Origin of the sequence: Pseudomonas sp. YeP6b (assembly GCF_025642995.1) — a bacterium.
In the GTDB taxonomy this organism is placed as follows: domain Bacteria; phylum Pseudomonadota; class Gammaproteobacteria; order Pseudomonadales; family Pseudomonadaceae; genus Aquipseudomonas.
The window spans coordinates 364,772-375,000 of record NZ_CP080090.1; the positions used below are offsets into that span (position 1 = coordinate 364,772).

General features: G+C 58.7%; 11 protein-coding genes (1 of these 11 cut by a window edge). 2 read left to right on the top strand and 9 right to left on the bottom strand.

Annotated features, from left to right (window positions below):
• Nucleotide 1: 1 nt before the first annotated feature.
• The 9 genes from KZH41_RS01720 to KZH41_RS01760 form a co-directional block, all read right to left on the bottom strand.
• Entirely contained in the window at nt 2–310 is a 309-nt protein-coding gene (locus KZH41_RS01720) for a DUF2388 domain-containing protein (RefSeq protein ID WP_094949646.1), read from the bottom strand.
• 105 nt (nt 311–415) lie between these two features.
• Nucleotides 416–736, bottom strand: coding sequence for a DUF2388 domain-containing protein (locus KZH41_RS01725; protein ID WP_094949645.1), 321 nt, complete (start codon nt 734–736; stop codon nt 416–418).
• Between the two features lie 159 nt (nt 737–895).
• Nucleotides 896–1,081 (bottom strand): DUF1127 domain-containing protein, encoded by a 186-nt coding sequence (locus KZH41_RS01730; protein WP_263274265.1) that lies wholly within the window; start codon nt 1,079–1,081, stop codon nt 896–898.
• Between the two features lie 263 nt (nt 1,082–1,344).
• Nucleotides 1,345–1,560 (bottom strand): DUF1127 domain-containing protein, encoded by a 216-nt coding sequence (locus tag KZH41_RS01735; RefSeq protein WP_003214752.1) that lies wholly within the window; start codon nt 1,558–1,560, stop codon nt 1,345–1,347.
• A 318-nt stretch (nt 1,561–1,878) separates the two neighbouring features.
• Entirely contained in the window at nt 1,879–3,372 is a 1,494-nt protein-coding gene (locus KZH41_RS01740) for an acetyl-CoA hydrolase/transferase family protein (RefSeq protein ID WP_094949643.1), read from the bottom strand.
• A gap of 234 nt (nt 3,373–3,606) precedes the next feature.
• Complete coding sequence (locus KZH41_RS01745; protein WP_242153730.1) at nt 3,607–5,043, bottom strand: NAD(P)(+) transhydrogenase (Re/Si-specific) subunit beta; 1,437 nt, start codon at nt 5,041–5,043, stop codon at nt 3,607–3,609.
• Nucleotides 5,040–5,363, bottom strand: a complete 324-nt coding sequence (locus KZH41_RS01750) for an NAD(P) transhydrogenase subunit alpha (RefSeq protein WP_094949641.1) — start codon at nt 5,361–5,363, stop codon at nt 5,040–5,042. The genes KZH41_RS01745 and KZH41_RS01750 overlap by 4 nt, the downstream gene beginning before the upstream one ends.
• Nucleotides 5,364–5,378: 15 nt before the next feature.
• Nucleotides 5,379–6,500 (bottom strand): Re/Si-specific NAD(P)(+) transhydrogenase subunit alpha, encoded by a 1,122-nt coding sequence (locus KZH41_RS01755; protein WP_094949640.1) that lies wholly within the window; start codon nt 6,498–6,500, stop codon nt 5,379–5,381.
• Between the two features lie 452 nt (nt 6,501–6,952).
• On the bottom strand, nt 6,953–7,852 hold the full coding sequence (locus KZH41_RS01760; protein ID WP_094949639.1) for a LysR family transcriptional regulator: 900 nt from the start codon (nt 7,850–7,852) through the stop codon (nt 6,953–6,955).
• Nucleotides 7,853–8,009: 157 nt separating this feature from the next.
• On the opposite strand from KZH41_RS01760, the gene KZH41_RS01765 reads away from it, so the two are divergent.
• Nucleotides 8,010–9,191 carry an acyl-CoA dehydrogenase gene (locus KZH41_RS01765; RefSeq protein WP_242153732.1) on the top strand — a complete coding sequence of 394 codons (1,182 nt, stop codon included), beginning with the start codon at nt 8,010–8,012 and terminating at the stop codon, nt 9,189–9,191.
• 12 nt (nt 9,192–9,203) lie between these two features.
• Nucleotides 9,204–10,229: the 5' portion of a CaiB/BaiF CoA transferase family protein gene (locus KZH41_RS01770; protein WP_094949637.1), read on the top strand. The gene runs 195 nt beyond the window's last position; only the first 1,026 of its 1,221 coding nucleotides appear in the window; it begins with the start codon at nt 9,204–9,206; the stop codon falls past the right edge of the window.

Sequence of the window (10,229 nt, forward strand, 5' to 3'; positions counted from 1 at the left end):
ATTATTGGACGAGAATTGCTTGCGCCAGTTCAAGGTCGCTGGCGTTAAGTTTTGGCTGGGTGCGGCGCAGATAATCCAGCGCAGATTCCAGACGGGCGCCCCGCCATTGGCCGTCAGTGGCGATAAAAGCGGCAGCGTCATCCTGGGCGGCCACTATCAACTTTCTGTCAAAAGGTGCGGAGGTCACCTTGCTGGTGGCATACGCACTGATAACGGTGCTCTGGGTGGTCACATCAAAGGCAAACACCGATGGCGACCAACAGGCGGAAAACAACACGGGAACGATCAACAAGCGGTATGAAAAAACCATGGGACTCGACAACTGAAAGCGAGCGCCAAGGCTAGCGCAATGCCCGGGCGAGAGCCAGCGCTGACACATTTGGTAGCGGCTGGCGCCCTCTTGCATTTGCCTTGGTCAGATGGCCAGGATCGCTTGGGCCAGCTGTGCGTCAGTAGCGGTATTGAGTTGGGGTGCCTGTTGGCGGATCTGCGCCAGGGCGCTCTCCAGTTTCACACCGCGGATGGCACCTTCGCTGGCGACAAAGCTGGCGGCGTCGTCACGCGCGGCCTGCACGACTTTATTGTCACGCAGTGAGGAGGTGGCATCCGAGCTGGCGTCGGAGGTGGCTTTCAGCGCGCCGACGATTGAATCGGTGGTCACTATGAAGCTGCTTGCGTTGGCATTGGCAGCCACGGCCAACAGGGCGGCGGCACTGAGCAGGCGAAGACGGGACATGGAGTGACTCCTGTAGATGAACAAATAAAGCGGCGCAAAGCGGCCACTGTGAAACCGACAGTGTTGCGATTGAGCATCAGACGCCGGTTCTACAAGGTTCGCCACGTATTAGTGGGATCTTAAGCTGCCGTTTACCTGTTCGGAAAGTCCCGCGGGTGTCTATTCACGCCAGAACGGCTTGGACAGCTCGGCGATTCGGTCGCCCTGGCTGATGCCCGCGTCTGAGAGTTCGCGCGGGTCAAGCTGTGCCAGTTGATGCCGCTCATGGGCCTGTCGCGCCCATCTGGCTAATGCATTGGCGGTGCGAACGAGCAGCTGTTTAAAGGACGAGCGTTGCGTGTTCATGGCTGGAGCCTTTCATGAGGTCTTGGAGCTCCATGTTGGGCGCCTCATTTCTACCGATACAGATACACCAAGGTTAAATTGTACCGCTTAACTGTAGTATTTTTTGAACTGTACTGGTTGCTGCGTAAGCCTTCTGTTCAGCGGTGAAAAAAGCTGAATCCCAGAAACAACAAAGCCCGCCTCCGGTTTCCCGGGGCGGGCTTTATTTTGACAAATCAGAGTGCTGGCGGTGGACCCGGTGGGTCAGGGCCAGCGGGCGCCAATTAGCGCCAGAACGGCTTGCTCAGCTCTTCGTAGCGTTGAGCTTCGCTGATACCGGCGTCAGCCAGCAGACGCGAGTCCAGACGAGCCAATTGGTGGCGGCTGGAAATGCGGCGCTGCCACAACATCAGGTTAGCGAGAACGCGCAAAGGCAGGGAAGCCTGGGTGTTTACAGCTTTTTCTTCGAAGAACAGATCGGAACTGAGTGTACGTTCCATGGTGACATCCTTCCGCTTGTGGCGGGATTAGGTAGTGGTTTAACTGATGCCAATGATCCTCCTCCGACGCAAGACTCACTAGATACAGTTCACCTGTATTGTGAGGGGCCAGTTAACTGTTTATAGCGGCTGTACTGTACGGAAACGGGGCAACTGTACCTGTCTGCACTTAAACGGTGCGAAATGGACGGTTTCGGCCGAAGTTATGGGATATGCATGTAGGAAAAGACCGGTACAGCAGTACAGTTTTTTACAGAAGTGACGGGTATGCCTTCGGGCTGATGCAACTGTCTTTGCATCAGCCCGAATCTGTATCAATCAGGCCTTGAGCATATGCCCGGTTTCTTCCAGGTTAATGTGCCAGCTCAGTGCTTCACGCAGGATATGCGGGGTATGCCCGCCGATAGCGCAGGCGGCGTTGAAGTAACTGTTCAGCGCATCGCGGTACGCCGGGTGCACACAGTTGTCGATGATCACCCGGGCACGCTCACGCGGTGCCAGGCCACGCAGATCGGCAAGGCCAACCTCAGTCACTAGGATGTCCACGTCGTGCTCAGTGTGGTCCACATGGCTGACCATCGGCACCACGCTGGAAATCGCGCCGCCCTTGGCAATCGACTTGGTGACGAAGATCGCCAGGTGCGCATTGCGTGCGAAGTCCCCGGAGCCCCCAATGCCGTTCATCATCCGCGTGCCGCAGATGTGGGTGGAGTTGACGTTGCCGTAGATATCAAACTCCAGCGCGGTGTTGATAGCGATGATCCCCAGACGTCGCACGACTTCAGGGTGGTTAGAGATTTCCTGCGGGCGTAGTACCAGCTTGTCCTTGTAGTGTTCCAGGTTGCCGAACACATCGGCATTGCGCCGTTCCGACAAGGTAATCGAGCTGCCCGAGGCGAAGCTCAGCTTGCCTGCGTCGATCAGGTCGAACGTCGAGTCCTGCAGCACTTCCGAATACATGGTCAGGTCTTCGAACGGCGAATCGAGCAGGCCGCACATCACTGCGTTGGCAATGTTGCCGATACCGGCCTGCAGCGGGCCGAGCTTGTTAGTCATGCGCCCGGCGTCCACTTCCTGCTTGAGAAAGTTGATCAGGTGATTGGCGATGCCTTGGGTGTCGGCGTCTGGCGGCGTCACGGTGGAGGCTGAGTCAGCCTGGTTGGTGATCACGATGGCGACGATCTTCTCGGGCGGGATCGGAATCGCGGTGCTGCCAATGCGGTCGTCGACCTTGACCAGCGGAATCGGCGTACGGGTCGGCCGGTAGGTCGGGATATAGATGTCGTGCAGCCCTTCCAGGTTCGGGTTGTGCGCGAGGTTGATCTCGACGATCACTTGCTTGGCGAAAATCGCGAAACTGGCCGAGTTGCCCACGGAGGTGGTCGGCACGATATGGCCTTGTTCGGTGATAGCGACGGCTTCGATGACGGCGATGTCCGGCAGCTTGAGCTGGTTGTTACGCAGTTGCTCGACGGTTTCCGACAGATGCTGGTCGATAAACATCACCTCGCCGGCGTTGATCGCGCGGCGCAGGGTGCTGTCCACTTGGAATGGCATGCGGCGGGACAGCACGCCGGCTTCGGTCAGTTGCTTGTCCAGGTCATTGCCCAGGCTGGCGCCGGTCATCAGGGTGATTTTCAGCGGCGAAGTCTTGGCGCGTTCGGCAAGTGCGTGAGGGACGGCCTTGGCTTCACCGGCTCGGGTGAAGCCGCTCATGCCGACGGTCATGCCGTCCTCGATCAGTGCAGCGGCGTCTGCCGCGCTCATGACCTTGTTCAACAACGAAGGCAAGCGGATACGATCACGGTACATGAATTGTTATCTCAGGCTACGGAAGCAAGGTGGGCAGTGTAGTGATTTCAAAAAAATTCGGCCCGCTACCATGGTCGAATGCCAGGCGGCGATTTAGAGCCTTTGGTCGGGTTTCATGTGAGTGTGCAGAGCGGGACGCAGAGCATCCCTGGCTGCATTCCCACGCAGAGCAGTGGAACGAAAAAACCCCAGCCTACTGGAGGCCAGGGTTTCGGGTATTGCGCTAGCGCAGTGTTATTCGACGGCCTTGACCATGTCTTCGATGACCTTCTTGGCATCACCGAAGACCATCATGGTCTTGTCCAGGTAGAACAACTCGTTGTCCAGGCCTGCATAGCCGCTGGCCATCGAGCGCTTGTTGACGATGATGGTCTTGGCTTTGAATGCTTCCAGGATCGGCATGCCGGCGATGGGTGATTTAGGGTCGTTTTTGGCGGCCGGGTTGACCACGTCGTTCGCGCCCAGCACCAGCACCACATCAGCCTGGCCGAATTCGGAGTTGATGTCTTCCATCTCAAACACCTGGTCGTAAGGCACTTCCGCCTCAGCCAGCAGCACGTTCATATGGCCAGGCATGCGCCCCGCCACCGGGTGGATCGCGTACTTCACGGTCACGCCGCGGTGGGTCAGCTTCTCGGTCAGCTCTTTAAGCGCATGTTGCGCGCGTGCCACCGCCAAGCCATAGCCCGGCACGATGATCACGGTGTCGGCGTTGGTCAGCAGGAAGGTAGCGTCGTCGGCGGAGCCGGACTTCACCGGGCGCGCTTCTTTAGAGCCCGCCGGGCCGGCTGCATCCGCTGTGTTGCCGAAACCGCCGAGCAGCACATTAAAGAAGGAGCGGTTCATCGCCTTGCACATGATGTACGACAGAATCGCGCCGCTGGAGCCCACCAGGGAGCCGGCGATGATCAGCATCGAGTTGTTCAGCGAGAAGCCGATACCCGCCGCTGCCCAGCCTGAGTAGCTGTTGAGCATCGACACGACTACCGGCATGTCGGCGCCGCCAATCGGGATGATGATCAGCACACCGAGCACGAACGCCAAGGCCAGCATCAATGCGAAGGCACTGAGGTTGCCGGTGAACATGAACGCCAGGCCGAGGCCGAGGGTGGCCAGGCCGAGCACCAAGTTTAGCTTGTGCTGGCCGCCGAACTGTACCGGTGCGCCTTGGAACAGGCGGAACTTGTACTTGCCCGAGAGTTTGCCGAACGCGATTACCGAACCGGAGAAGGTAATTGCGCCGATGGCTGCACCGAGGAACAGTTCCAGGCGGTTGCCGGCAGGGATCGAGTCGCCCAGGTGCTTGACGATGCCCAGCGATTGCGGCTCGACCACGGCGGCGATGGCGATAAATACTGCGGCCAAGCCGATCATGCTGTGCATGAACGCGACCAGCTCAGGCATTTTGGTCATTTCTACGCGCTTGGCCATGATCGAACCGGCGGTGCCGCCGATCAGCAGGCCGACGATCACGTAGCCGATACCGGCGGTGGCCAGTTCAGCCCCAAGCTTATAGATGAGGCCCACGGTGGTCAGCACCGCCAGCGCCATGCCGAGCATGCCGAACAGGTTGCCGCGCCGCGAGGTAGTTGGGTGCGACAGGCCTTTGAGGGCCTGGATAAAGCAAATCGACGCGATCAAGTAGAGCGTCGTGACCAGATTCATGCTCATGACGATGGCGCCTCTGCTTTTACTTTCGGGGCTTTCTTCTTGAACATTTCCAGCATTCTGCGGGTTACCAAAAAACCGCCGAACACATTAACTGCCGCCAAGGCCACGGCCAGGGTGCCCATGGTCTTGCCCAATGGTGTAACGGTGAGCGCTGCAGCCAGCATGGCGCCGACGATCACAATTGCTGAGATTGCGTTCGTCACCGCCATCAATGGCGTGTGCAGCGCAGGTGTCACGTTCCAGACCACGTGGTAACCGACATAAATCGCCAGCACAAAGATGATCAGGTTGTAGATACCGGGGGAGATAAGCTCTTCCATCGTCTGAATCCCTGCTTAGGCGTTTTTGCGGATGACTTGGCCGTCGCGGCACATCAGGCACGCGGCGACGATGTCGTCTTCGAGGTTGATTTCAAACTGCCCTTCCTTGTTGAAGACCAGCTTCAGGAAGTCCAGCAGGTTGCGTGCATACAAAGCTGAAGCGTCGGCAGCGACGGCACCGGCCAGGTTGGTCGGGCCACAGATGGTCACGCCGTTTGCCACGACGACCTGATCGGCCACGGTCAGCGGGCAGTTACCACCTTGGGCGGCGGCGAGGTCGATGACCACCGAGCCTGGCTTCATGTGTGCGACGGTTTCGGCGCTGAGCAGAGTCGGCGCCTTGCGGCCCGGGATCAACGCGGTGGTGATGACGATGTCGGCCTGCTTGGCGCGCTCGTGCACGGCCAGGGCCTGGCGCTGCATCCAACTGCTTGGCATCGGGCGTGCGTAACCGCCAACACCGACGGCGCATTCGCGCTCTTCATCGGTTTCGTACGGCACGTCGACGAACTTGGCGCCGAGGGATTCGATCTGCTCTTTCACCGCTGGGCGCACGTCGGACGCTTCGATCACCGCACCCAGGCGTTTCGCCGTGGCGATGGCCTGAAGACCTGCGACGCCAGCGCCGAGGATCAGCACGCGGGCAGCTTTCACGGTGCCAGCAGCCGTCATCAGCATCGGCATGAAGCGCGGGTAGTGATGGGCTGCAAGCAGCACTGCTTTGTAGCCGGCGATGTTGGCTTGCGACGACAGCACATCAAGGCTCTGGGCCCGTGAGGTGCGCGGCGCAGCTTCCAGCGCGAAGGCAGTGATGCCGCGCTCGGCCAGCTTGGCAATGGTTTCGTTGCTGAACGGATTGAGCATGCCTACAACGACGGTGCCGCTTTTGATCAGCCCCAGTTCGTTGTCGCTGGGGGCGACCACCTTGAGAATCAGCTCGGCGCCAAACGCCTCGCTGGCACTGCCAATGGTTGCGCCTGCCGCTTCGTAGGCACTGTCGACGACGCTGGCATTAACGCCTGCGCCGCTTTGAACAGTGACCTTATGGCCCTGGCCGATCAGCTTCTTGATGGTTTCCGGGGTGGCAGCCACCCGCGTTTCACCGGTCTGGGTTTCGAGAGGAACACCAATGTGCACGTCAAATCTCCTGCATGATCTTTTTGCTTTTGATCTTTTTGTAAAAAGGCCAGTGCACCGTGAGTGGCGCAACTGGGGCGGCCGATCAGCACGATCCCGCTGAAATGACAGCGGGGCGCGGCATTTTGCAGGCGAACTTTACGGCCTTCAAGGGATTATGACGGGTGACGAAAAATTAACTACAAGTCACCCTGTGACTGATTGTCGCAACGCCTCGAAATAACCTCTTTAAATACAGGTGTTTAAAGGGATTTAGGCGGTTTACGTATGTTTTACAATCGTGGTTGTGAATAGTCGGGCATTGGCCAGTGATAGTCGCTACAAGCCAAGTGAATCATGGCCTTGAGCCTTATCTATTGCAGAGAAGTACAGTCTGCTTAAATGCGACATATACGTATATCTGTAGTGCCAATAATTATCTGACTACAAAGTCAACGGCTCGGTTTTTGCCTTTAAACGCTGGGGCTATAGCGCTGCGACTGATCAATCAACCAGTCTCTGAATGCGTGCAGCGATGCAGATTCGACTTTTCTCTCGGGAATCATCAAGTAGTAGGCCTTCGAACTGCTCAGCGCCTCTGGGCTTGCGATCATCAGTTGGTTCTCCTCCAGCTCGCGCTGGATAAGGAACGGCGGTATCAGCGCGATCCCCATGTCATGCATGGCGGCCTGAGACAACATCGAGAATAGCTCGTAACGCGGGCCTGTCATGTCGCGGGGTATGTTCAGTTGTTGCGCGTTGAACCATTGGCGCCAGGCGTAAGGCCGTGTGGTTTGCTGCAGCAGCGGCAGTTCTGCGATCTCTTGGGGGCTGAAGTGGGTGCGGGTGCCCAGTAATCGCGGACTGCACACCGGAACCGGGTTTTCCCCCATCAGCCGGTGGGACTCGGTCCCAGACCAGTCGGCATCGCCAAAGTAGATTGCGGCATCGAATTCGGTATCGGCAAATAGAAACGGGCGCGTGCGGTTGGTGAGATTGACGGTGACTTCCGGGTGCTGGCGTTGAAAGTCCTTGAGGCGCGGGATCAGCCATTGGGTGCCGAAGGTTGGCACCACGGCGAGCTCGATGACGCTGGCGCCCTGCTGTCCCATTACTGACAAGGTGTCTCGCTCTACCGCGTCCAGCTGCATAGCGACGCGACGGCTGTAGGACAACCCCGCTTCGGTCAGCTTTACTCCGCGCCGTGAGCGCCGAAACAGCTCGACACTTAAAAACTCCTCAAGGCTGGCGATCTGTCGACAGATGGCGCCTTGGGTGATGGAAAGCTCCTGCGCCGCCTTGGTAAAGCTCTCGTGGCGGGCCGCGGCTTCAAAACTGACCAGGGCGGTGGTGCTGGGAATTTTTCTGCGCATGTACGTAGTACTCACTTATAAAGCGCGTCTGCGCCCTTCTCAGTCGTTTCGAAGTGAGAAATTAGCACAACCCTATGCAGAAGCCTCGTTTGCCCTCTGCGACTGCCCGGCCTAGGCTGCATCCACGACTTCTGATTTTTTCCGCGAGGACTTATTCATGGCTGGTAAGGCAAGCTTCAACTGGATCGATCCACTGCTGCTGGATCAACAGCTCACCGAAGAAGAGCGCATGGTGCGTGACAGTGCTGAGCAATTCGCCCGGGACAAGCTGGCGCCGCGTGTGCTCGAAGCCTTTCGCCATGAAAAGACCGACCCTGCGATCTTCCGCGAGATGGGCGAAACGGGCCTGTTGGGCGCGATGATCCCCGAGCAGTACGGTGGCAGTGGCTTGAACTACGTCAGCTATGGGCTGATTGCCCGTGAGGTCGAGCGTGTCGACTCCGGCTATCGCTCGATGATGAGTGTGCAGTCATCACTGGTCATGGTGCCTATCAATGAATTTGGCACTGAGGCACAGAAGCAGAAGTACCTGCCGAAGCTGGCCTCTGGCGAGTGGATCGGCTGCTTCGGCTTGACTGAGCCTAATCACGGCTCCGACCCAGGCGCGATGATTACGCGGGCCCGTAAGGTGGACGGCGGCTACAGCCTGAGCGGCGCCAAGATGTGGATCACCAATAGCCCGATCGCCGATGTGTTTGTGGTGTGGGGCAAGGACGATGCCGGTGATATTCGTGGTTTTGTCCTGGAGAAAGGCTGGAAAGGCCTGAGTGCTCCGGCGATTCACGGCAAGGTCGGCCTGCGCGCTTCCATTACCGGTGAGATCGTCATGGATAACGTGTTTGTGCCGGAAGAAAACATCTTTCCGGATGTGCGTGGCTTGAAAGGGCCTTTCACCTGCCTTAACTCGGCGCGCTATGGCATTTCCTGGGGGGCGCTGGGGGCCGCCGAGTTCTGCTGGCACACCGCTCGCCAGTACACCCTGGATCGTCATCAGTTCGGGCGTCCATTGGCGGCGACGCAACTGATCCAGAAGAAGCTGGCCGATATGCAGACCGAGATCACGATGGCCTTGCAAGGCTGCCTGCGCTTGGGGCGTATGAAGGATGAAGGTACGGCTGCGGTTGAGATTACTTCGATCATGAAGCGCAACTCCTGCGGCAAGTCCCTGGATATCGCGCGTATGGCGCGGGACATGCTAGGGGGCAACGGTATTTCTGATGAGTTCGGGGTGGCGCGTCACTTGGTCAACCTGGAGGTGGTTAACACCTATGAAGGTACGCATGACGTGCACGCCCTGATTCTTGGGCGTGCGCAAACCGGTCTTCAAGCGTTCTATTAATAGGAGCACGGCATGGGCGCGCTTTCACATCTGCGGGTATTGGATTTATCGAGAGTGCTGGCGGGCCCTTGGTCCGGGCAAATCCTGGCGGACCTTGGGGCTGAGGTGATCAAGGTCGAGCGGCCGGGTAATGGCGATGACACGCGCGCCTGGGGGCCGCCCTTCCTTAAGGATGCGTATGGCGAGAACACCAGTGAGGCGGCCTATTATCTGTCGGCCAACCGAAACAAGGAGTCGGTGACCATCGACTTCACGCGGCCGGAGGGGCAGAAGCTGGTGCGTGACCTGGCGGCGAAGTCCGACATCCTGATCGAGAATTTTAAAGTGGGTGGCCTGGCGGCGTATGGGCTGGACTATGAGTCGCTGAAGGAGATCAATCCGGAGTTGATCTATTGCTCTATCACCGGCTTTGGTCAGACCGGGCCCTACGCGGCGCGCGCGGGCTATGACTTCATGATTCAGGGGTTGGGCGGGCTCATGAGCTTGACCGGTCGGCCTGAGGGTGATGATGGCGCTGGGCCGGTAAAGGTTGGAGTGGCGCTGACGGACATCTTGACGGGGCTCTACTCGACTGTGGCGATCTTGGCAGCGCTGGCGCACCGGGACCATGACGGCGGCGGGCAGCATATTGATATGGCGTTGCTGGACGTGCAGGTGGCCTGCCTGGCTAACCAGGCGATGAATTACCTGACGACGGGTGTGTCGCCCAAGCGGCTGGGCAATGCTCACCCGAATATTGTGCCTTATCAGGATTTCCCCACGGCCGATGGTGACTTCATCCTGACGGTGGGTAATGACGGGCAGTTTCGCAAGTTCGCTGAGGCGGCTGGGCAGCCGCAGTGGGCGGACGATCCGCGCTTTGCTACTAATAAGGTGCGGGTGGCTAACCGTGCGGAGCTGATTCCGTTGATTCGCCAAGCTACGGTCTTCAAGACGACGGCTGAATGGGTGACGCAGCTGGAGCGAGTGGGCGTGCCGTGTGGGCCTATCAATGACTTGGCGCAGGTATTCGCCGATCCGCAGGTCAAGGCGCGTGGG